This window comes from Mesorhizobium sp. J428 (genome assembly GCF_024699925.1).
Lineage (GTDB): Bacteria > Pseudomonadota > Alphaproteobacteria > Rhizobiales > Rhizobiaceae > Mesorhizobium_A.
The window spans coordinates 1-21,615 of sequence record NZ_JAJOMX010000005.1; the positions used below are offsets into that span (position 1 = coordinate 1).

The 21,615-nt window shown below is 64.1% G+C and carries 19 protein-coding genes and 4 pseudogenes; 12 read left to right on the forward strand and 11 right to left on the reverse strand.

The window, feature by feature from the left end; translation table 11 throughout:
- Together LRS09_RS28845 and LRS09_RS28850 are read right to left on the reverse strand one after the other, a co-directional pair.
- A pseudogene (locus LRS09_RS28845) lies at positions 1 to 199 on the reverse strand (hypothetical protein); the annotation flags it as partial.
- 302 nt (positions 200 to 501) lie between these two features.
- Positions 502 to 633: a hypothetical protein gene (locus tag LRS09_RS28850; protein WP_257810653.1), complete on the reverse strand. Its 132-nt coding sequence runs from the start codon at positions 631 to 633 to the stop codon at positions 502 to 504.
- An 80-nt stretch (positions 634 to 713) separates the two neighbouring features.
- On the opposite strand from LRS09_RS28850, the gene LRS09_RS28855 reads away from it, so the two are divergent.
- The gene (locus LRS09_RS28855; RefSeq protein WP_257810654.1) at positions 714 to 851 is read left to right on the forward strand and encodes a hypothetical protein; all 138 of its coding nucleotides are present in this window, start codon (positions 714 to 716) and stop codon (positions 849 to 851) included.
- A 1,243-nt stretch (positions 852 to 2,094) separates the two neighbouring features.
- Here LRS09_RS28855 and LRS09_RS28860 read toward each other — a convergent pair.
- The 7 genes and pseudogenes from LRS09_RS28860 to LRS09_RS28890 form a co-directional block, all read right to left on the reverse strand.
- Complete coding sequence (locus LRS09_RS28860; protein WP_257810655.1) at positions 2,095 to 2,478, reverse strand: hypothetical protein; 384 nt, start codon at positions 2,476 to 2,478, stop codon at positions 2,095 to 2,097.
- Positions 2,479 to 3,209: 731 nt separating this feature from the next.
- Positions 3,210 to 3,704, reverse strand: a complete 495-nt coding sequence (locus tag LRS09_RS28865; RefSeq protein WP_257810659.1) for a hypothetical protein — start codon at positions 3,702 to 3,704, stop codon at positions 3,210 to 3,212.
- The gene (locus tag LRS09_RS28870; RefSeq protein ID WP_257810660.1) at positions 3,704 to 4,057 is read right to left on the reverse strand and encodes a hypothetical protein; all 354 of its coding nucleotides are present in this window, start codon (positions 4,055 to 4,057) and stop codon (positions 3,704 to 3,706) included. The genes LRS09_RS28865 and LRS09_RS28870 overlap by 1 nt, the downstream gene beginning before the upstream one ends.
- Before the next feature lie 330 nt (positions 4,058 to 4,387).
- Positions 4,388 to 4,657 carry a hypothetical protein gene (locus LRS09_RS28875; RefSeq protein WP_257810661.1) on the reverse strand — a complete coding sequence of 90 codons (270 nt, stop codon included), beginning with the start codon at positions 4,655 to 4,657 and terminating at the stop codon, positions 4,388 to 4,390.
- Positions 4,658 to 4,922: 265 nt separating this feature from the next.
- Positions 4,923 to 5,282 carry a hypothetical protein gene (locus tag LRS09_RS28880; RefSeq protein ID WP_257810662.1) on the reverse strand — a complete coding sequence of 120 codons (360 nt, stop codon included), beginning with the start codon at positions 5,280 to 5,282 and terminating at the stop codon, positions 4,923 to 4,925.
- A 210-nt stretch (positions 5,283 to 5,492) separates the two neighbouring features.
- A complete protein-coding gene (locus LRS09_RS28885) occupies positions 5,493 to 5,726 on the reverse strand; it encodes a hypothetical protein (RefSeq protein ID WP_257810663.1) in 234 nt (77 codons plus the stop codon).
- A 317-nt stretch (positions 5,727 to 6,043) separates the two neighbouring features.
- A pseudogene (locus LRS09_RS28890) lies at positions 6,044 to 6,451 on the reverse strand (hypothetical protein); the annotation flags it as partial.
- Between the two features lie 339 nt (positions 6,452 to 6,790).
- On the opposite strand from LRS09_RS28890, the gene LRS09_RS28895 reads away from it, so the two are divergent.
- The 5 genes and pseudogenes from LRS09_RS28895 to LRS09_RS28915 all read left to right on the forward strand — a co-directional run bounded on the left by LRS09_RS28895 (position 6,791) and on the right by LRS09_RS28915 (position 13,591).
- The gene (locus tag LRS09_RS28895; RefSeq protein WP_257810664.1) at positions 6,791 to 7,987 is read left to right on the forward strand and encodes a DUF1173 domain-containing protein; all 1,197 of its coding nucleotides are present in this window, start codon (positions 6,791 to 6,793) and stop codon (positions 7,985 to 7,987) included.
- Between the two features lie 127 nt (positions 7,988 to 8,114).
- Positions 8,115 to 8,462, forward strand: a complete 348-nt coding sequence (locus LRS09_RS28900; protein WP_257810665.1) for a hypothetical protein — start codon at positions 8,115 to 8,117, stop codon at positions 8,460 to 8,462.
- Positions 8,463 to 8,584: 122 nt separating this feature from the next.
- Positions 8,585 to 8,986 carry a FixH family protein gene (locus LRS09_RS28905; RefSeq protein WP_257810666.1) on the forward strand — a complete coding sequence of 134 codons (402 nt, stop codon included), beginning with the start codon at positions 8,585 to 8,587 and terminating at the stop codon, positions 8,984 to 8,986.
- Positions 8,983 to 10,425, forward strand: a complete 1,443-nt coding sequence (locus LRS09_RS28910; protein WP_257810667.1) for an efflux RND transporter periplasmic adaptor subunit — start codon at positions 8,983 to 8,985, stop codon at positions 10,423 to 10,425. The genes LRS09_RS28905 and LRS09_RS28910 overlap by 4 nt, the downstream gene beginning before the upstream one ends.
- Positions 10,422 to 13,591: pseudogene (locus LRS09_RS28915) on the forward strand (efflux RND transporter permease subunit). The gene LRS09_RS28910 and the pseudogene LRS09_RS28915 overlap by 4 nt, the downstream one beginning before the upstream one ends.
- Positions 13,592 to 13,780: 189 nt before the next feature.
- Here the strand turns inward: LRS09_RS28915 and LRS09_RS28920 are convergent.
- Both LRS09_RS28920 and LRS09_RS28925 read right to left on the reverse strand, forming a co-directional pair.
- Positions 13,781 to 14,113, reverse strand: a complete 333-nt coding sequence (locus LRS09_RS28920; protein WP_257810668.1) for a four-helix bundle copper-binding protein — start codon at positions 14,111 to 14,113, stop codon at positions 13,781 to 13,783.
- Between the two features lie 50 nt (positions 14,114 to 14,163).
- A complete protein-coding gene (locus LRS09_RS28925; RefSeq protein WP_257810669.1) occupies positions 14,164 to 14,607 on the reverse strand; it encodes a DUF305 domain-containing protein in 444 nt (147 codons plus the stop codon).
- A gap of 464 nt (positions 14,608 to 15,071) precedes the next feature.
- Between LRS09_RS28925 and LRS09_RS28930 the strand changes: the two genes are divergently transcribed.
- From LRS09_RS28930 to LRS09_RS28955, 6 genes and pseudogenes are all read left to right on the forward strand, one after another.
- A complete protein-coding gene (locus tag LRS09_RS28930) occupies positions 15,072 to 17,585 on the forward strand; it encodes a heavy metal translocating P-type ATPase (RefSeq protein ID WP_257810670.1) in 2,514 nt (837 codons plus the stop codon).
- Positions 17,586 to 17,611: 26 nt separating this feature from the next.
- Positions 17,612 to 17,995 (forward strand): annotated as a pseudogene (gene cueR / locus LRS09_RS28935) (Cu(I)-responsive transcriptional regulator); the annotation flags it as partial.
- Positions 17,996 to 18,226: 231 nt separating this feature from the next.
- Entirely contained in the window at positions 18,227 to 18,808 is a 582-nt protein-coding gene (locus LRS09_RS28940) for a formyl transferase (protein WP_257810822.1), read from the forward strand.
- Complete coding sequence (locus LRS09_RS28945) at positions 18,808 to 19,320, forward strand: hypothetical protein (RefSeq protein WP_257810671.1); 513 nt, start codon at positions 18,808 to 18,810, stop codon at positions 19,318 to 19,320. The genes LRS09_RS28940 and LRS09_RS28945 overlap by 1 nt, the downstream gene beginning before the upstream one ends.
- 78 nt (positions 19,321 to 19,398) lie before the next feature.
- Entirely contained in the window at positions 19,399 to 19,818 is a 420-nt protein-coding gene (locus LRS09_RS28950; RefSeq protein WP_257810672.1) for a hypothetical protein, read from the forward strand.
- Between the two features lie 324 nt (positions 19,819 to 20,142).
- Positions 20,143 to 21,600, forward strand: a complete 1,458-nt coding sequence (locus LRS09_RS28955; protein WP_257810674.1) for a TolC family protein — start codon at positions 20,143 to 20,145, stop codon at positions 21,598 to 21,600.
- The last annotated feature ends 15 nt before the right edge of the window (positions 21,601 to 21,615 follow it).

A 21,615-nucleotide genomic window follows, 5' to 3' on the forward strand; every position in this document is an offset into this window, starting at 1 on the left:
GCAACGGAATGACCCTCGTGTTGCCGGATCGGGCCAGTTCCTCCCGCAGGCCCTCGATCACGGCATCACGCTCGGCGATACCGCACGTCAGCACCTGGATACGCTGCGCGAGCACGTGCGGGCGAGCGCCCGCAGCTCGGCCATCTCGGCCACGCGGCGCAGGTTCCGCTTCGAGTGCGCGGATGCGTCCCTTGAGCACCAGGGGCGACGATTCCCGGCGGCGCGCTTCGGCGGTGGAACTCGGCGAGCACATCGACCGCGCGGTTCGCCGTCGCCCGGCTGACGCCGGCCTCGCGCGCCAGGTTTGAGACTGTCAGCGCGCCGTCGGTACTCGAGGCGGCCGTCGAGCAGCCGCGCCAGGCCAGCCGCCCTCAGCGCGGCTTCCCTCTTCGGCCCGAAGGCGCGGTCATGCATCACCGTCCATGAGCGGTGCGATCAGCCCGGCGCTTGCGCTCGTTGTCCGCAAGGATCGCCGTGCGCTGCAGCGGCGACAGGCGCCGGTCAGTCGGCCAGAAACGCTTCGCCCTCGGCGATCGAAGCCTGCCACGGCTCGCGGTGCCGATCGGTCAGGCAGGCGTTCGGGCAACTGGTCGGGGCTGCATCGCGACCAGGGCTGGCGCCGTTGCTCAGCATCGGTGCATCTTTGAGGCAGAGCGCGGTCGCCGCATCGAACAGGCAGTCGTTGAGGAAGCCGACATGCAGGGTCCGGCGGAATGGAGCGGCATGGTGCGCAGCCGCTTGCGGTCCGTGATCCGGCCCGGAAGATCGCCAAGCTCGTGCTGGACGCGGGCGAACTCGCGGAGCAGTCGGTGAAGCCCGGCTTGCCGATGTACGGCGAACAGGCCTCGTAATGGGCGACAATATCGTCGAGTTGGCCGAGCGCACGCTCGCCGCTCGATCGCCCCAGGCGGAAATCGGCCGGCGCCGATCCGGCATAGCCCTCGAACATGGCGGCCGAGCATGCTTGTACTGGATCTTGCCCGCGACCGTGCCGAACGGCCGGTTGGCGATGTACCCAGGCGATGGTGCGGCGCAGTTGCCGTGTCGTGAACTTCGCCGACGCGCGCAGGATCGCCGGTCCCCCTTCCGAGCGTCCATCAGGGCCGTCGCGGAACAGGTTGAACGTCGGCGTCGCACCCATCCAGGAATGGTGTTGCTCCAGGGCCAGTCCTTCAGCGCCACCCACAGCGACGACAATCCCTTCTCCTTGCGATTGCGCGCCGAGAATACTCCATGACCGCGACGGCGCGGGCGACCGGCTCGATCAGGTCCAGTCGGCCTGAGCGCCTCGTGCCCCATGGCGCTTGTAGACGGTGCTGCGCGCATTAGCGCTCGACCAGGCCGTCGGCGCTGCGCATCACCGACACCCACAGGCGGCGTGTGCATCGCCTGCACCTCGCTGTCGCGCATGCCGGTGAGGTAAACGCAGACGAGATAGCGAGCACCCTGCAGCATCCGTTCCTCGCGGGCAGGAGCTGAGGGAGACGTCGAAGCGCTCGCGCCGCGCGTAGTCCTGGTCGGATCGGTCGAGATCGGCGTGTCGAGGCCGCCCACCTCGGTGCCGAGCTCGAGCCGCCTGCTCGATCAACCGCGCCGTCGGTTCCGGACTGGCTGATGCGGCCGCTCTCGCGCACCGGCGTCAGCCGCATCAGGTGAAGATTGTAGGGCGGGGTCTGTTCGCCGGTGAGCGGGTCGATGCGGCGGGCGACGTTGGGCGCGTGCTCCCAGATCGGTGCGCCTCGGCCCATGGCCCGGCGCACGTCGAGCCACTTGCGCGGGCGCGATAGGTGCTGGCGACGGCTCGTCCCGGTCCACCTCGTCCCGCGCCATCACCTTTGCGCAGCAGGCTTCGAGAGCGTCCAGTTCTGCCCGCGCGGCGAGGATATCGGACGCATAGACTTCGACATATCTGAGCGCCCAGCGCAGCGTAGCGCAGATGACCAGCTCGGAATCCGCGGCGTGGCGTTCTCGGCGGGGCGCCGGCGGCGGCTGCAACGCGGTGCGCCGCACGTCCACGCCCCGGCAGGAAACCTATGCCGCCGCCGGTTGGCCATGGCGCCAGGTGATGCAGGTCGATCGGCACCTCGACCCACTTCACCGTCTCGTGCGGCGTCCGCCGCCCGCCGTCCGGGCATGCACCAGGTAGGCGTCGAGCAGCGCCTGATCGATCCGGCTGAGATCGACGGCGCCAGTCCGCGCGCGGAGGAACGCGGCGAAATGCTGGACGTAGCGCAGCAGCCGGATCGCCGAGGTCGCGCCGCAGGGCGCCCGGTATCCGGCACATGAATGCGCAGCCGGGCGATCATACTCCTTCGCCAACCGTCGCGTGACGGGATCGGCGATGCCGGCGGATTCAGCCGGTAGTTGCTGTAGCGGGCGTTGACCCGGAAGATGGCGGCGCCCAAATCCAGGATCGTCCCCGAAGCGGGGAAGCTCACTGCGGTCGACATCGTCCCTGACCGCGACACCGGCAAGCACGGGCTCGCCGTCGCCATAAATGGCCGACGGCAACGACGTCCGCGGCGAGCGTGATGGAACCCGGCATTATGGCGCTGCCGCTTCGGGCGGCAGGTAGATGAGCGCCGGGTCCGACGCCGCAATCTGGCGAGCCTCCTCAATCTCCGCGTCGGCAAACCGGGACAGATCTGATCGGCAATGCGTCCGTGAACGCGGCCGAACTTGGCGATCCAGTCGCCTTCGCTGAGCGCCTGCCGTTGTGCCCGGATGAAGTTGAGGAATGCGAGAAGCGCGGGCAGCTTGCGGGCGGTAATCACCGCATTGCTGCATTCGAGACACCCCCGGAAGGGCGACGGACAGGCTTCCCCTTCTAGCCCGAACGGGCTCTTGTAGAAGCCGGCGCAACTGGCGAGCCAGACATCCTGCTCGCCGCCGAGCAGCGCGCCGATCGCGGCGGGCATCGGCAACGGGAAGACGTTGCCTGCTCGGGATCGGCCAGGACGGCACCCTCCTCTTCCGAGGACAGGACGCACGGCCGCAACGCGGCATCGAGCGCGATCGCACATGGCGTCGGCCACGGTCGCCTCATGCAGGTGGCGAAGCGCGGGATATCGGCGTAGTGATCGGCCGCGACTGCGACGCTGTGGCCAACTGGCGAAGCGGTCAAGCTGGCCACCGGTGCGCCGGTGCACCATGCCGCCTTGTGCGTCTTGCGCAGGCGCGTCAGGTTGAGGCGAAGGGGCCGGCCCTGTTCATCGAGGATGCCGCTTCGGCCGATCCATGAAGCCACGGGCTCCTTCATGCTGATAGGACGCGGGGTCAATCGGCCCCAGGCGCAGTGGACCCAGAGCGTGTCGGCGCCAAGCCGGCTTCTCGCCGGACCGGTCCATTGCAGCACCTTGCGGATCAAACCGCCCGGCGTCGAGGAGCCGCCGTCGCGCCCGCGCAGCCGGCTTCCACTCGGCGCCCCGCGCCCGCCGCTTGCAATACTCAACCTCGACATAGCCGCCGGACGGGTTCTTCAGGCAGTCCGCCCGCAGGCTCTTGATCGCTTCAATCTCCAGGCCGGTGTCGAGCGGAATGAGGACGATGAGCGGCACGAGGTCGGCAGCGATCAGATGCCGGCGGCCGTGCAGATCGTGGATCAGGCGATCGTTCGGCAGGCCGCTTTCACGGCGCAGCGTGTAGAGGCACTTGAAGAGAGCATGCCGGTGCCCGATGACGCCTTCCGCGTCGATCACCGCCATCACCTGTTCATGCGCCCTCGCCAGAACGCGGCCCGATCGGCATCCTCGACGGTCGGGATGCGATCGGCCTCGGCGAAGCGGCGGATGATAGCAGCGAGATCGGCGCGTGCCGCGGTCCGCAATGCCGTGGCGATGTCGTCGCCATAGGCATCGCGCGGCCGGGCGCGCACACCCGGCCGGTCGCTCGTATACATCAGCCGTCGCGAGGCATCGGGTGGCAGAAGGCCGGGCTCCGCCGCCTCGGCGAGGCGGAGCAGGTTGAGCACCTTGCTCATTCGATGCAGCCGGTGATTGGGATGCAGGCCGCTCTCCTCCATCCATGCGTCGAAGCCGTCGATCAAGGCAGCGCTCACGTCGGGAGAGCCGTGCGACGTGCATTCCGGCGGAATCGAGATAGCGCCAGAACGTCTTGAGCGCATTGGCATAGGCATAGGCCGTCGAGATCGAGCCGGCCGGACCGCCGACCTGGCAGGCGCGCCAGAGCGCGCCGGCAAACGTCCGGGCCAGTGCCTTGCGGCCAGCGAGCATCGTCAGGTCGATCGCCCTGCTGCGGTCTGCCAGCGGGCTGGTGAAAGCCGGAGCGGCACCGCGGTGCAAGCAGCAGCCTCGCGCTCGGGATCGGGCAGCGCCTCGGGAAGAGGCACGGCGGCCCGGCCGTCGTGCTGGAGCCGTCGTCGCGGCCATCATGCTGCATCACCAGCCGTATCGTCCGCCCAGCGGTCCACGGCCACCTCGACCAGCTCCTGCGCCTCGTCGAGACCTGGATAGATGTAGGTGCTGGTGATGCTTGCGTGCCCCAGGAGGTGCTGGAGCTTCTGCAAGGGGTCGCCGAGCATCCGGCGATAGGCCGCGCCGTGCCGGTCGTGCGGATCGAACACGGTTCCGATCTGCTCGCGGATCAGCATGGAGAGCATGTTGACGGCGAAGGTGTGCCGCAGAGTGTGCGGCGTCACCTCGACCTCGATACCGAAGCGGCGAAGCGGCGGACGCAGGCGCGCCGAAAGCGGCTTCCCAGGTTGCGGAGGGCACAGGCCGGCCGGCTTCCGTCAGCCAGAGCAAGCCGTGCTGCGCTCGGCCAGGCGCGTCAGCACGCGGCGGCGCTCACCCGGCGTCAGGCGGTCGAGCCGGACCTTCTTGCCCGCCGGATGCTGCCTTCCCATCCTCCGGTGAACCACAGCGGGATGGGACACCTGGGGTTCGAGACCGGAGCAGTGGAGATCAGCGATCGAGATCGGCTTCGTAGTCCAGCAGCGACTTGCCGCACCCGGCGGGGAACGCGGATGCGCCGCGTACGCCGCCCTTGGCGATCGGACCAGGAAGGTCGAAGGGATCGAGCGTGATGCGGGCTCCGGAAGCTCGGCCAGAAGCAGGCCGCGGCCTGCGGTCGGCCACCGACGGTCGTGACCAGAAGCTCAGCAAACAGCGCATTGCGCTCGCCGTTGCGGCCGCGCCACGTCCGATCTTCGGAGCCGTCGGGAAGCCGGCCTGGCCCTCGCGGAACAGCAGGTAGCGGCCGAGATCGATCACCAGCGGTGTGGCGGCGCGCTCGCGGGCGCGGTTGGCCGCCACGGCGAGCACGGCGCGGCTGCCGGCGGTCCGACGAAGGGTGACGCCATAGCTGAAAGGCGAGGCGAAGATGATCCCTTCCTCGACGGCCCAGCGATAGAGCTTGTCGAGCGCGGCGATGCTTCGGTTTCCAGCTCGCCGCTGAAATGCGGAACGCCGCGTCCGACAGGCGACGTGCCCGGTGAAGGCCAGGACATCATGGCGGTCGAGCTGCCAGGGCGTCTACCCACGCGTCGCTCGCTGAAAAGCGCGCCCAGACGAGAAAGTATGCTTGGGCACCAGGAACGCCTGGCCAGTCAGGCGACCGCGCGCCCATGCCCGGACAGGCGCGGGGAACCGGTTGAGATTGAGATCGTAGCTGCCGTCATCCATCAGGATGAACGGCATGCCGTCGATCAGCCCAGCGCGCTCGACCACGTCGAGCGCGCCAGGAACGAAAACCGCTTTAAAGGTCATCAGGGAAAAGCGGACTGCGCGAAACCCAGCGTCAAGATTGGTAAAATACAAATGCACGCACGATACCTAAGCCCAGGCTGCTTCGGCTGTTATGTCTTATGTGCGAGGGGTTCCCCTCGCGCGCTCTCACTTCGCCGCGTGGCAGAGTGCGAGTTCGCCTGCACCCCATGAACAAGCTTGTGGAGCCGCCGCCGCGTAAAGCGTTGTCCTCGCTTCGCTGCGGGAACGCTTGACCCGGACGTCGACGAGCTTCCCTGGAACCGTCGGTGAGGCGCTTCCATGCCTGATTCTGAGACAGGATTACAGAGTCAGGATAAGGCGCGGTGTGAGGTCAGGCCGCACTGAAGGTTGATGCCGGCCAGCGCGGCAGGGAGCTGCCTGCAGGTAGTTCGCGGGCGCCCCGACCAGGCTGGCGAGCTGGCCGAAGCTCCAGTGCGTGGGAGCGACCGGCGCGTGCGCGTCGGGCAGCATCAACGTCAGGCGTTCGGGATTGTCGCGGCTCGCTGCGACGCAGATGTTTTCGCTTTCGACGATGCGGGTCTTGCAGCGTTTTGATCGCCTGGCCACCAAGGTGTGGAGATGTTGAAGGCGAGAGATAGCGCTCGTCGGCCCGGACGATTGAACCATTCAGACGAAACGCGCCCGATACGCTCGCCTTTGCTGATGTCGACCTTGTAGCCGTTGGGCGCCATGCGCGTCGGCGCGTGAATTTGCATAAGGGTCATTGCTGTTCTCCTCGACGGGCGCCGGGAGCCTCTCCTGGCCTCGACCCGCCGCCACATCCACAGCCTCCCCTCTGCCTCTGCCTGCCCCAACCGCGGAGGAGAAGCGCCAGCGCCGCGGCCGGCTACAAGAAAGCAAAAAGTAGACCGCAGGTCGGGCTTCAATCGAGCCGCAACTCATCGGGACAAGCGGTCGAATTCAGAGCGGCCGGATTGGGGTTGGGGCGAACGCGCTGGCTTCTGCGCCCACTCTTCTGCGGTCGAGGAGGACTTGCTCAGGATGGCAATCCATGACCCAATGGAAGGCAGGGGGATGCGGCGGCGTCCAGGGCGATGGAGGCGATGCGACGTTTCAAGCTTGATGACCAAACGATAGAAGAGACCGCGCCTGCTTTGCAGAAAGTGCTGGCGGATGCCTACCGGCGACGAGTTCAGCCTCTCTGCCTGTGTCGGGAGTCAGGCCTTGCGATGTATATCGCCAACGTGGGCGACCAATACATCGTCAAGCGCATGCCGTTGTCGGGGTGTGGACATGATCCAGCCTGCCCGTCCTACGAACCGCCTGATGAGCTCTCCGGCCTCGGCGCCCTGATCGGTAGCGCGATCCAGATCGACTCCGAAACCGGGCTATCGGCACTCAAGGTAGGCTTCAGCCTGACAAAGTTGGGTGCGCGCGCTGCTCCGGTTCCCGGCGTGGAGGGTTCAGACGGTGTGGTTGGCGAGGCGAAGAAGCTGTCGCTCCGAAGTCTGCTTCACTACCTCTGGCACGAGGCCGAGTTGACGGCCTGGACGGCGCGATGGGCCGGAAAGCGCCATTGGTGGAACGTTCGCTGGCACCTGATCGAGGCAGCCCGCCAGATGACGGTGAAGGGCGGAATATTGAGCGACGTTCTGTTCGTACCGGAATCGTTTCGTTCGGCAGACAAGGTTGCCATCGAGCAACGGCGCGTAGACGCGCTTGCGCCCGCACTTCCTCCCAGGACCGGGCCGAGGAAATTGATGATCCTCGTCGGCGAGGTCAAGGATATAGCGCCGGCTCGCAATGGCTTCCGACTAGTTATCAAGCATCTTCCGGACTTTCCATTGCTGCTGGAAGAAACATTGAATCGTCGGCTTCAGGTTCGTTTCGAGAATGAAATAGCGCTCTGGAGCGCGAACCAGGATTCTCACTTGATCGCGATCGCTACCTTCGGCCTCACGCTTGCCGGGCTCGCGGTTGTCGAGGAAATGGCGGTGATGGTCGTGTCGGAGAACTGGATTCCATACGACTCCATCCATGAGAAGCGGCTTGTCGATGCGCTGGCACGGGTAGGCGATAGAAGTGTGAAGGGCTTCCGCTATAATCTGGCAATGGACAAGCCAACCGCGGCGGCGATGCTGCAGTTGCAGCCAAAGCCGGTTGGGCTCTACATCGTTCCACCATCGGCGGACAGCGCCTACGACGAGGCGCTCAACGAGCTTGTTGCATCTCGACCTGAAATCGATGCGTGGATCTGGCGCACGGCTGATGGCGCGATGCCGCCGCTCCCTTGCCGGTAGTATCGGGCACGATCGTTTTGCGGCGCGCGAGTGAAGCTACCTTACCATGCGCTAGGATGGCGCACCCAAATGTGGTGGTCACGGCAAGTTGGCTATGCATCCGATCGCATTCGTGCGAAGGTTCAGAATGATGCGGATGTCCTCCTCGGCCCGGCTGCTTGCGATCCTCGCCATGATTGGCCTGTTCTTCGCGCCAGTAGCGCCGTCGGTCGCATCGTCCGCGATGGCGATGCCGATGACGGCCGAAATGCCCGACGGCATGCCGTGCTGCCCTGATGATCAGCCTGCGACCCCGGACTGCGCGAAGGATTGCCCGTTCGCCGTGGTCTGCACCGCCGTGTTCGTTAGTGCGTCGACGCCGGAGCACCATCTGCTTGCTCTGCGCATCCTGATGCGGGACCGCTTTACCTCGCGCGGCGATGTCGTGCTTGCGTCCCTGATTGGCGAACCCCCGCCCCGACCTCCTCGAATCTGACTGTCAGCGGCGTTTCGGGCGCCGAAACCCGGCGGGCGAACCCCTCGGGTCGGACCGCTTGGCCTCGGCTAAGCGAGAAGCCGTGCGCGAGCGCGGTCCAATGACAGTCGGAACCATTGACCATGAGAGCGAAACCTTGCCTTCGCGCCGCCCCGCTGGCGCTCCTATCTGCCATCGCCGTCTCCACGGCCACACTGGCCGGTCCCGAAGACTACGAATTCCAGCTTGTCGAAAGCGAGATCAAGCAAGGTGAAGGCGCGACCGTGACGGTCCGGCTGATTGACAAGCGGACCGGCAATCCGGTTGTCGATGCCGTCGTGTTCGCAACCCGAATGGACATGCAGCCCGACGGAATGGAGGCGATGACAACGCCGGTAGAGGCGATGCCGTCCGAAGATCCGGGCGCCTATCGCTTCCAGGCCAACCTCATCATGGCCGGCGGCTGGCGTTTCTCGATCGCGGCCAAGGTTCAGGGTGAGGAGGAGACCGTTGAGAGTCGGCTGGTTTTCGAGGCTGTCGAATGAGCAGGCTCGGCACCTTTCTGGCCTTCGCCGGTCTGGCGGCGGGGGTAGGCGCGGCCGGATACTGGGCCGGACAGCGCGATCTATCCGTCCCGGCGGTCGTACGGGACGTGCAGGCAATGGCGATGCGGGCGCTTGGCGGCGAGGCGGAGCCTATGACCTCCGCAGGCTCAGGGGCAGTCCTCTATTACCGCCATCCGGACGGTGATCCGGTCTATTCGGCGACGCCAAAGCAAACCGACGACGGCCGCGATTTCATTGCGGTGCTCGCCGGCGAGGATGTGAGCTTCGACGAGCCGGGCAAGGCCGACATGACGGTTGTCGAAGCGAACTCCGGCGAACGAGAGGTCCTCTACTACCGCAACCCTATGGGTCTACCCGACACATCGCCGACGCCGAAGAAGGACTCGATGGGGATGGACTACATCCCTGTCTACGACGGCGAGGACGACGACGGCGCCACCGTCACGGTCTCGGCCGGCAAGCAGCAACGGACCGGCGTCAAGACGGTCCTCGCCACGAAAGGCACCATTGTCAGGCCGGTCCGGGTTCCGGGAACCGTGACGCTCGACGAGCGCCGCGTCAGCGTCGTGTCCATCCGAACGGAGGCCTTCCTCGAAGAGGTGGCCGACATCACAACCGGGCAGATGATCGAGCAGGGAGAGCCGCTGGTGCGCTTCTACGCCAAGGAGATCGCCGCGGCCGGCGCGCTTTACGCGGCCGATCTGAAGAGCGGGGCCGGCAAGGGCGCCGCCGGGGGCAGCCTGCAAAGGCTGGAAAACCTCGGGGTTCCAGCCGAAGCCATCGCCGAAATCGAGAAGACGAGGAAGGTTCCCATCTCGGTCACCCTGATGGCGCCGCGCGGCGGGGTCGTTCTCGAGCGCATGGCGATCGACGGCATGATGGCCGAAGCCGGAGAAACGCTGTTCCGAATCGCCGACATATCGACCGTCTGGGTGATGGCGGACGTGCCGGAATATGAGCTGGGTTCCGTGCGCACCGGCGATAGAGCGACCATCAGCATCCGAAGCCTCCCGGGACAGGTGTTCCAGGGCGAGGTCGGCCTTATCCACCCTGAAATCCAGAGTCAGACCCGTACCGCCAGCCTGCGCATCGAACTGCCCAATGCGGATGGGCTGCTGCTCGCCAACATGTATGCCGATGTGGAGATCGCGACCGGCGGCGGCAGGCCTGTCGTGACGGTGCCGGACAGCGCGGTCATCGACACGGGCGACCGCCAGGTGGTGATCCTCGACAAGGGCGAAGGCAGCTTCGAACCGCGCCCTGTGAAGATCGGCGGGCGCGGCGAAGGTATGGTCGAGATCATGGACGGCGTCGCCGAGGGCGAGCGCGTCGTCGTCTCGGCCAACTTCCTGATCGACGCCGAGAGCAATCTCAAGGCGGCGCTTTCCGCGCTGACCCCGGCGGAAGAACAGCCATGATCGCGCGTCTCATCGCCTGGTCGGCGCGGAACCTTGTCCTTGTCTTCTTCGCCGCCGCTCTGGCGACGGCAGCGGGCGTCTACGCGGTCAAGACGTTGCCGCTCGACGCCATTCCCGACTTGTCGGACGTGCAGGTCATCGTCTTCACCGACTATCCGGGCCAGGCGCCACAGGTGGTCGAGGATCAGGTCACCTATCCGCTGACGACAGCGATGCTGACGGTGCCGCGATCCAAAGTCGTGCGCGGTTTCTCGTTCTTTGGCGTGTCTTTCGTCTATGTGATTTTCGAGGACGGCGTCGATCCTTACTGGGCGCGCAGCCGCGTGCTCGAATATCTGAACGCCGCCGCGAGCCGCCTTCCGGCTGGCGTCGCGCCGGCGCTCGGCCCGGACGCGACCGGCGTCGGCTGGGTCTATCAATATGCCGTCGTCGCCAAGGAACTGTCGCTGGCCGAACTGCGGTCGCTGCAGGACTGGGTGGTGCGCTTCGCGGTTTCGAAGGCCGAGGGCGTTTCTGAGGTCGCGAGCGTCGGCGGCTTCGTCAAGCAGTATTCGATCGTCGTCGATCCAGCGCGCATGCGCGCGCAAGGGTGACGCTGTCGGAGATCGGCGAGGCGGTGCGCGACAGCAACATGGACACCGGGGGGCGCACCGTCGAAATCTCCGAATTCGAGTTCATGGTGCGCGGCCGCGGCTATCTGAAGAGCATCGCCGATATCGAAAGCATCGCGCTCAAAACCGTCGGCGGCGTGCCCCTTAGGCTCGGGGACGTGGCCAAGGTCGAGATCGTGCCCGACGAACGGCGCGGCATCGCCGAGCTGAACGGCGAGGGAGAGGTCGCCAGCGGCATCGTGCTGCAGCGCGTCGGTTCGAACGCGCTGACCGTCATCGACAATGCCAAGTCGCAACTCGCAGACATCGAAAAGAGCCTGCCTGGCGGCGCGGAAATCATCACCGTATACGACCGCTCGGAACTGATCGGCGCGGCGATCGAAACCCTCAAGATCACGCTGATCGAGGAGAGCGTCATCGTCGCGCTCGTCACGATCGTCTTCCTGCTGCATGTCAGGAGCGCGCTGGTCGCCATCATCATGCTCCCCGTCGGGATCCTGATGGCGTTCGCCGCGATGAAGCTCCTCGGCCTTGGCTCCAACATTATGAGCCTCGGCGGCATAGCGATTGCCATCGGCGCGATGATCGACGCGGCGATCGTGATGATCGAGAACGCGCACAAACATCTGGAGCGTGCGCCGCCGGACAAACCCCGGACCGAAGTGCTGATCGAGGCGGCGAGCGAGGTCGGCCCGGCGCTATTCTTCAGCCTGCTGATCATCACCGTCTCGTTCCTGCCGATCTTCACTTTGGAAAGCCAGGAAGGGCGGCTGTTCGGGCCGCTGGCCTTCACCAAGACGTTTGCCATGGCTGCGGCCGCGCTGCTGTCGGTGACGCTGGTTCCGGCGCTGATGGTGGTGTTCGTGCGTGGCAGGATCGTGCCGGAGCACAGGAACCCGCTCAACCGCCTGCTGATCGCGATCTATCGACCAGTTATCAAGGGCGTGCTCCGGGCGAAGACGCTTACCATCCTGCTTGCCGTCGTTGCCCTTGCGGTGACGGTCTGGCCGGCGCGGCAGCTCGGCTCCGAGTTCATGCCGGCTCTCGACGAAGGCACGCTGATGTATATGCCCACCACTCTTCCCGGGCTTTCCGTCACCAAGGCGGCGGAATTAATGCAGATGCAGGACCGCATCATCAAGTCGTTCCCCGAAGTCGAGAGCGTGTTCGGCAAGGCCGGCCGTGCGCAGACCGCGACCGACCCGGCGCCGACCGAAATGTTCGAGACAATCATCAACCTAAAACCAAATGGGGAGTGGCGCGACGGCGTCACCTCCGAAAGCCTGAAGGCCGAGATGGACGCGGCGCTGCAATTTCCGGGCGTGTCCAATGCCTGGACAATGCCGATCCGCGCCCGCATCGACATGCTGTCGACCGGCATTCGGACTCCGGTGGGCGTCAAGGTCTACGGCATGGATCTCGACCAGATGGAAAAAGTCGCACGCCAGGTCGAGGCGGTGCTCCGAAACGTCCCAGGGACGTCGAGCGCCTATGCCGAGCGGGTCGTCGGCGGCTACTTTCTGGACATCGTGCCGGACCGTGTGTCGCTCGGCCGCTACGGGCTGTCGGTCGGCGACGTACAGGACGTGATCTCGATGGCACTGGGCGCCGAGGTGATCACCACGACGGTCGAGGGCCGTGAGCGCTACGGCGTCGCCATCCGCTACCCGCGCGCGCTTCGGAGCGACCCGCAGGCAATCGCGCGCGAGGTGCAGGTGGCACTCCCCGGCGGCGGCTCAGTTCCACTGGGCGAGGTCGCCAAAATCGAACTGACGCGCGGCGCGACCTCTATCCGAACTGAGAACGGCCAACTGGCCGTCTACATCTTCGTCGATATCGCCGGGCGAGATCTCGGGGGTTATGTGGCCGATGCGCAGTCTGCGGTCGCGGCGGGCGTTGCGCTCCCGGCCGGCTATTCGCTCGGCTGGAGCGGCCAGTTCGAATATCTGGAGCGCGCCCAGGCGCGGCTGAAAATCGTGGTGCCGCTGACGCTCGCGCTAATTTTCCTGCTGCTGTTCCTGAACTTCCGCCGACTGACGGAGACGCTGATCGTCATGCTGTCTCTGCCCTTCGCGCTGGTCGGCGGCATATGGCTGATGTGGTGGCTCGGCTTCAACACTTCGGTTGCGGTCGCCGTCGGCTTCATCGCGCTCGCCGGCGTTGCGGCCGAAACGGGCGTCATCATGCTGATCTATCTCGATCATGCGCTTGTTGAAGCCCAAGGAAAGTGCGCCGCCCAGGGCCGCGCATTCGCGCGAGCTGACCTAGATGACGCGATCAGGGTGGGCGCGGTGGAGCGCGTCCGGCCAAAGATGATGACAGTGGTCGCCATCATGGCGGGGCTTTTGCCCATCCTGTGGAGCACTGGGGCCGGCTCGGAAATCATGCAGCGCATTGCCGTGCCGATGATCGGCGGCATGATCTCATCGACCATCCTGACCCTAGTGGTGATCCCGGCGGTTTACGGCATCGTGAAGGGTCGGGGCCTGCCGAGGCGAGCCGCGGCTGAGAGCTCATCGGCGCCGGTGAACCCTCTGAAGTCCGCCGCGGAATAGAAGGAAAGAAAATGATGATTGGATGAGCTGATGTCAGGTGAAATGTGTGTCGAAACGGGATCGGCGGCCTGATCGTCCTGGCGATTGCCGGTCTCGTGATCGCCGCCTTGGTGAAGTTTGTTTCTTCCTCGGATGAAATCTTGGTCGTAGGCGCGAGGCATCGACGTCGCGCCTACGAACAATCGGCTATTAAGCCGCCATCTTTCGACAGCTCTCCGCGCAGCGGCGGCAGGTATCGACGCAGTCCTGCATGTCGCCAATACGCTCGCAGTCATCCGCGCACTCGTTGCAGATTTCCGCGCATTCGCCGCAAATATGCTTGTGGTGCTCGGAGCCGATGAGCATGAAATGCGCCGAGGTTCGGCAGATTTCGGCGCAGGCCATCATCAGCGTGAAGTGCTGTTTTTCGGTGTGTTCTCCGCCCATTTCCAAGCAATGGCCCATCGCTGTAGACAGGCACATCGAATAGCAGCGCAGGCACTCGTCGATACAGTTTTTCATCTCGGGGCTGAGGTGATGCATATCATGGATCCTTGTGTGATCGGGGAGCGCCTGTGGCGCCCCCTACGACCTCATTTGACGTTAGCTTCGAGCCATTTTTTAAAATCAGCGATCTCCTTGGTCTGGTCGTCGATGATTTTCTGCGCGGCCTGTTTCGCTTCGTCGTTGTCGCCGTATTTCAGCTCGACGCTGGCCATGTCAATGGCACCTTGATGGTGCGCGATCATCGTGCAGACGAATGCGACATCTGGATCCTTGGCCATGATCCCCCGCATCATCGCCGGTTGCATTCTTATCATTCCGGCCATGAAGGCTTTGTGCGCCTCGTCCATGCCAGACATGTCCATTCCCGACCTATCCGTCATCGGCATCTTCTGGTCTGCGGCCTCACCGCACTGTGCGGGCAGCGTGACTGGGGCCATTTCCATTGGTTTGTTGGAAGATTCCTGCCCTACCGCAAACGACGCGGTCCCCGTGAGCATCAACGTTGCGAGAATGAGCTTCGACGTTTTCATCATATTTCTCCTGGTTTCAGAATACGACTACGGGCTTTGGAGCCCACCTGGGATTCGATAGCAGCTTCGTTAATGATTTCGGAGGCCGCTCAAGTCAAACCGCTGCACCGAATCCCCGTCAGGATGGTCAAGCTCTGCGGCGGACGTCGTTGTCAAAAAGATCGCGGTCAGTGCGACTATCGCAAGCGAAGCCAAGCTGACGAGCCTGACGAACTGGAAAGATTCTGCGCAAGACATCTCCAATAACCACCGCGTCCGGGCTTTGTTCCGGGACCCTATCCGACTTTCTTGGGCGGTGTATCGCCCAAGACAAATGAGCATGTTTGCTCGCGAGGAACCTCCAGCCTGCTTGACAGGCTACGACCTGAGGCGGCGTCCAGCTTTAAAGTGGAGGTGAAAATTCCGCTTGACCTTCCGGTAGCTGGAAGGCGCAACAATACGCCGATCAAATCGGAGGTCGCGCCATGAGCACCCATTCACCTGACAATCACTCGCACGCAACGGGGGACGCGTGTTGCTCGACGCATGCCAAGCTGGCCAAAGGCGAGGTCATACGCGATCCCGTATGCGGCATGACTGTCGACCCAGCCGCAGGCAAGCCCCGCACCGAGTATGATGGTCACACCTACCATTTTTGCAGCGCGTCGTGCCGGGACAAGTTCGTCAAGGCGCCGCAGGAGTTCATCACGGCGATCGATCCGGTCTGCGGCATGAGCGTTGAGCGCGCGACTGCCGCCAACTTCACGCGGCATGAGGGCAAGGGCTTCTATTTCTGCTCGTCGGGATGCAAGGGCAAGTTCGAGGCGGAACCGCCGAAGTATCTCGGCGACCGGCCTGCGCCGGAGCGGATGCCGAAGGGCACGCAATACACCTGTCCGATGCATCCGGAGATCGTCCGCGACAAGCCAGGCTCCTGCCCGATCTGCGGCATGGCGCTGGAGCCCATGGGTGTTCCGACCGGCGACGAGGGCCCCAATCCCGAACTCATCGATTTCACTCGGCGGCTGTGGGTCAGCGGCTTGCTCTCGGTCCCGCTGCTTTTCATCACGATGGGACCTATGCTCGGCCTGCCCGTCCGCGACTGGCTGGGTGCGCAGATCTCGACCTGGCTGGAATTGGTGCTGGCTACCCCTGTGGTGCTCTGGGCCGCCATTCCCTTCTTCCATCGCGGCTGGGAGTCCGTCGTCAATCGTAGCCCGAACATGTGGACCCTGATCTCGATCGGTGTCGGAGTCGCCTATCTCTACAGCGTCGTTGCGACACTGTTTCCGGATCTCTTCCCGCACCAATTCCGTGGCCATGGTGGCTCGGTGCCGGTCTATTTCGAGGCGGCCGCGGTGATCGTGGCGCTCGTCTTCCTGGGACAGGTGCTTGAACTGCGCGCCCGGGAGCGCACCGGGTCGGCGATCCGCGCGCTGCTCGACCTCGCGCCAAAGACTGCGCGGCGGATAGGAGCGGACGGATCGGAAAAAGACGTACCTCTCGACGAGGTCAAGTCAGGCGACAGCCTGCGCGTCCGCCCTGGCGACAGTGTCCCCGTTGACGGAATTGTGCTGGAAGGCAGGACCTCGATCGACGAAAGCATGATCACGGGGGAGCCTCTTCCAGTTGAGAAGACCGAAGGCGACAGCGTCACCGGCGGCACGCTCAACCGCAACGGAACGCTGGTCATTCGCGCCGAGAAAGTCGGCGCCGAGACCATGCTGTCACGGATCGTCGAGATGGTCGCCAAGGCCCAGCGCTCACGCGCACCGATCCAGGGGCTCGCCGACCGTGTATCGTTCTACTTCGTGCCGACCGTCGTGCTCGTGGCGATCCTGGCCTTCGTCGTCTGGGCGGTCTTCGGTCCAGAGCCGTCGATGATCTTCGCCATCGTCTCGGCGGTCTCCGTGCTCATCATCGCCTGCCCGTGTGCTCTCGGCCTGGCGACGCCGATGTCGATTATGACGGCGACGGGTCGCGGAGCACAGGCAGGTGTGCTGATCAAGAATGCCGAGGCTCTGGAACTGTTCGCCAAAGTAGACACGCTGATCGTCGACAAGACCGGGACGCTGACGGAGGGCCGTCCCAAGCTCACCGACGTCGTCGCAGCGGAAGGGTTCGACGAGACCGAGCTGCTATCGCTCGCAGCCAGCCTGGAGCGTGGCTCCGAACACCCGCTGGCCGAAGCGATCGTCGAGGGCGCCGAGGCACGTGGCGCGACGATATCAGCCGCGTCTGACTTCGAGGCCGTCACCGGCAAGGGGGTGTCCGGCTCGGTCAACGGCCGCAAGATCGCGCTCGGCAACGCCGCGATGATGATCGATCTCAAGGCGGACGCGGCCAGCTTGAAGGACCGCGCTGACGCGCTCCGCTCGGACGGCAAGACGGCAATGTTCGTCGCGGTCGATGGCAGGCTGGCCGGCATCGTCGCCGTTGCCGACCCGGTCAAGGCGACCACGGCGGAAGCCATCCGGGCGCTGCACCAAACCGGCCTCCGGATCATCATGGCGACCGGCGACAACGAGCGGACGGCGCGGGCGGTCGCGGCTAAACTGGGCATCGACGAGGTGCGCGCCGACATGCTGCCCGAAAGCAAGCAGAAGCTGATCGAGGAGCTGCGCGCCAACGGGGCCAAGGTCGCCATGGCCGGAGACGGGGTGAACGACGCGCCGGCGCTCGCCGCAGCCGATGTCGGCATCGCCATGGGCACCGGCGCTGACGTTGCGGTCGAGAGCGCGGGAATCACGCTGGTGAAGGGTGATTTGAACGGCATCGTCAGGGCCCGCCGGCTGTCTCAGGCGACGATCCGCAACATCAAGCAGAACCTGTTCTTCGCCTTCGTTTACAACGGGCTCGGCGTTCCGGTGGCGGCCGGGGTCCTCTATCCGGTCTTCGGCACGCTGCTATCGCCGATGATCGCAGCGGCAGCCATGAGCCTGTCGTCGGTCTCTGTCATCGCCAACGCGCTGCGGCTGCGCACGGTAAAGCTTGGCTGACGCGAGGCGAAGGAAGGAGCGCTTCTATGAACATCGGAACCGTGTCGGAAAAGTCAGGTTTGCCGCCCAAGACAATCCGCTATTATGAGGACATCGGCCTCATCCGGCCCGAGCGACGCGACAACGGCTACCGTGACTATTCAGTCGAAGATGAACACCGTCTGCGCTTCCTGCAACGTGCGCGCAGCCTGGGTTTTTCTGTCGAGGAGTGCCGCGAGCTATTGTCTCTCTACAACGACACGTCTCGCGAGAGCGTGGAGGTCAAGGTTATGGCCACGGCCAAGCTTGCAGAGATCGACCGCAAGGTTGCGGAACTCTTGGGACTGCGCGAAATGCTGAGCCATTTGATGGCCAACTGCCATGGCGACAAACGTCCGCATTGCCCGATTATTGAAGGACTCTCAGGCGAGGTAAAGCTTCAGTCGTATGCTGCCATGAGTGAGAACTCACGGCCGGATACCGGCGGCGGTGTATGCGTGGTCACCGCAGGGGGACCACATCCGTGGATCATCATAAATGCGCTCATCGACCGCTTTGGGGACGTCCGCGTCATCATCGAGGATTCGGAACCGCGCGGCGAGTTTCTTGCGCGCCGCGCCCGCCTGAAGGGATGGTTCACAGTTGGCGGCCAATTTGGCACCATGTGCCTCATCGGCCTTGGCAAGGTTCTCTTACATCGGCGGATCGCTCGCATCATCGAATCCGAAAGCCTCTTTGTGAAGCCTCGTGCGGAACGGATCGTTCGAACGGTGCCCTCGGTGAATTCCGTCGGCTTTTTGCAGGCGATCGATGAAATCCAACCTTCCGTCATTCTCCTTGCCGGCTGCAGGATCGTGAAGCCTGAGGTTCTCGCTCGCGTGACATGCCCTGTCCTGAACTACCATGCCGGCATCACGCCGCAGTACCGCGGCATGAATGGCGGCTATTGGGCTCTCGCCAACCGAGACAGCACGAACTTCGGCGCCACCGTCCACGTCGTCGATGCGGGGGTCGACACGGGCGAGGTGGTCGCGCAAGTCCGAGGCGAGCCATCTGGTGACGATAACATTATGACTTACGCGTACAGACTTGCGGCGATATCACGGCAGATGTGCGTCGATGCAATCGAAGACGCCTTGGCCGGCCGGCTCGAGTCTCGTAAACAGGGCGGAAACTCGCGGCAATGGTTCCACCCAACGATTTGGTCCTATGTCTGGACCGGCGTCACGAAGGGGATTTGGTGATGCCTTGGGGACTTCGATCGGAAGCCCCGTCGAATGACGGGGCCCACCGGTTTCCGCTGCTCGAAGCGCCCGAGCTTCCGGTGATCTTCTTCTCGTTCCTTCTCCATTTCGTCTGGGAGTTCCTCCAAGCGCCAACTTATGTTGGTATGATGGAAATGAAGCACTGGGACGGCATCAAGCTCTGCTTGTCGGCAACCTTCGGTGACGCCGGATTCGCGTTGGTCGCATTTTGGATCGCGAGCATGTCAGTGCGCGATCGCAACTGGATAGGCGCCCGTGGGGGTCTGCCGACCGCCATATTCCTGGCCGTTGGCATCGCGCTTACCGTTGGGTTTGAGTACTATTACACCAATGTGAGCCTGCGCTGGACATATTCGGTGCTCATGCCGCTGATTCCTCCCTTCGGAACGGGGCTCAGCCCGCTGCTGCAGTGGACCGTGATCCCGCTAGCCGTAATCAGCTTGGCCCGCAGGCATTTAGCCGGCGCACGCATTCTGCGAGTCAAGCCATGATCACGTTTCGGTTCCCCGACAGAAAAGAAGGATGGCGCAACTTGACTTGGCGCCCGAACTTGTGTGGAAGCTGGTGAGATGACGAACTTCGGTCAACATCGGCTAGCGAGAATTTCGTGGTTTCGTGCCGCGCTCGCGCTCTTGTTTCTCGTCATGGCGTCGCTGCAGCCTGGAATGGTGGCGATGGCCAAATCGGCGATGCACCCCAGCAGCGTCGCCGGCCTCATTGCGTCCTCTGACGCGAAAGTGTACACGAACAGCGATCACGAGCACGGATCGGATGCGACGACTGAGGTTGATGGGGCAAGCGCCAAGAGTCATCACGGCAACCCCAAAACCGCCGATATCTGCTGCGATACCCACTGCGCCCCGTCTCAGGCGGTTCCCGTCAGTTTTCCTCCGTTCCCCCAACCGTGCTCCGGGGTATTGGCGCTCGAAGTTTCTGCGGCAATAATGCCCGGCGAACAGACCGACTTCCTCAGACCTCCTCGAACCTGAGCTGATATGCGCGTCCTCCGGGCGCCACGTTCCGTCCGCGCCTGCTATTGGTACGCGCGGTTCACGCTCCACATCATGTTCAGGGTCGAAAATGAAGCTCATATTATTTGCGATGCTCGCTGCATCGCTGGCAGCGTCAGGCTGTGCATCTACTGCTCCGCCTGACATTCTCCCTTCGTTCAACGCCGCCGATCCCATCATGGGGATCAGCGATGCGCATTATCATCCTGTGGTCACCAACTACCAACACCGCGAACCGGTCGACCCCAAGAACTGGCGCCAACTTAACGATGATCTATCTCCGGCGGAACGCGGGAGCGGATCATGAACAGGATCGCAAAGGGATTTCTGGTCGCAGGCCTGGTTCCGATCGTGGCGGCCGGGTGCACGACAACCGCACTGGTCGACGGCATCTCGGAGCCGGGATCGGGGTTCGCGACGGTAGCTGCCCGAACCGCATCCGTTGCTGGGAAGGAAGCCGTCTGGGTTCAGTCGAGCGCGGAAGCGAGAGTGCTGCAGGAGCGGGTCACCGGCATCGTCCGCAAAAGGACGCTCGGCCCCGATGCAGCGGTTCAGGTTGCCCTCCTGAACAACAAGGGCCTCCAGGCGGCGTATGCGGATATTGGCTTGTCCGCGGCCGACGTCTGGCAGGAGACCATGCTGGTAAATCCGCCGGTTTCGATCGGGGTGATTGGCGTCGATCCGGTGCGAACGGTCGAAACAGCCATCGTCACGAATATCCTTGCGCTCATCACCCGGCCGCGCAGGGTGGCGATCGCCGATGCGCGGTTCCGGCAGGCGCAGTTGCGGGCGGCGGAGGAAACCTTGCGTCTCGCCGCCGATACGCGCCGCGCATGGATCGAGGCCGTGGCAGCGTGGGAGCGCGTTTCCTATCTTAACCGGGCTCAGGCCGCGGCGGACGCAGCTTCCGCGCTGGCGCAGAAACTCGGCGAGACAGGAGCCTTTACAAAGACCGGCCAAGCGCGGGAGCACGTTTTCTATGCGGAACTTGCGGGCCAAACAGCCGAAGCCAAGCTCGCCGCGCGCGGCGCGAAGGAACAGCTCACGCGCTTGATGGGGCTCTGGGGGTCTGACATCGACTACTCGGTGCCCAACGCTCTTCCCGCTCTGCCGAAGGGCGCAAAAGCAAAACGCGCGATTGAGGCAGAGGCACTCAAGAACCGCGTCGATCTAGAAATCGCGCGGCTCGAATTGGAGGCGCTCGCACGATCATACGGCCTGACGGAGGCGACGCGCTATGTGACGGACCTCGGCCTGCGTTCCGGCGTCGAGATCGAGCGTGAAATGGCCGAAGACGGCGGCACAGAAACAACCGTCATCCCTATCGCGGAGGTTGATTTCGTCATCCCTATCTTCGATTCGGGCAAGGCGCGCATGCGCAAGGCCGAATTAGCCTACATGCAGGCTGCAAATCTGCTGGCCGAAAGGGCTGTCAACATCCGTTCAGAAGCCCGTGGCGCCTATGACGCGTATCGCTCGACTTATGACATCGCACGACACTACCGGAATAATGTTCTGCCGTTGCGCACGAAGATCGAAGAGGAATCGGTCCTCACCTACAATGGCATGATCACAAACACGTTCGAGCTTCTCGCTGATACGCGCGCCAAGATCGAGTCGATCATGCTTTCCCTTAACGCCAAGCGCGATTTCTGGCTCGCCGACGTAAATCTTGGCACCGTCGTCTATGGCGGCGGGTCGTCCGGAGCGAGCGAAGCACCCACTGCAATGGCCAGCGGCGGCGACGCCGCGGCGCATTGAACGAGAAGGAGATCT